The organism is Vibrio sp. 10N.222.49.C9 (assembly GCF_041474985.1).
Classification (GTDB): domain Bacteria; phylum Pseudomonadota; class Gammaproteobacteria; order Enterobacterales; family Vibrionaceae; genus Vibrio; species Vibrio crassostreae_C.
In genome coordinates this window covers 1-301 of the sequence record NZ_JBFRVD010001251.1, presented here as the reverse complement: position 1 = coordinate 301, position 301 = coordinate 1, and the positions used below count along the sequence as shown (strand labels likewise).

Here is a 301-nt window from a genome sequence, read left to right as displayed (position 1 = left end):
TCTTCACTATCGGCATACGCAAGTAGCTCCTCCAAAATCAAGTCATCGCCCGAGATATCACTCACACCCTCAAGTTGCGGGAGAAGGGTAATCAAAACACCTTCAGAACTAGGTACTCGATAAACAAAAGAGCCTCGCGCCATCTCATTATCGACAACCAACACTTCCGACAACGTTTTGATTGCTCGCCTTGCCGCATAAGCTGCCGAGCCACCGCTCGCCTTCAACCTATCCAGTTCACGCAAAACCTCCAATGAGAGTCCGACGTTCGCATCCGACAACTGCAATAGCACTTCTGGCC

General features: G+C 50.5%; 1 protein-coding gene. It reads right to left on the bottom strand.

Features of this window, described 5'->3' with window-relative positions; genetic code table 11:
• Positions 1-301: hypothetical protein (locus AB4585_RS27790; RefSeq protein WP_372171978.1), on the bottom strand; the 301-nt coding region annotated here is incomplete at both ends.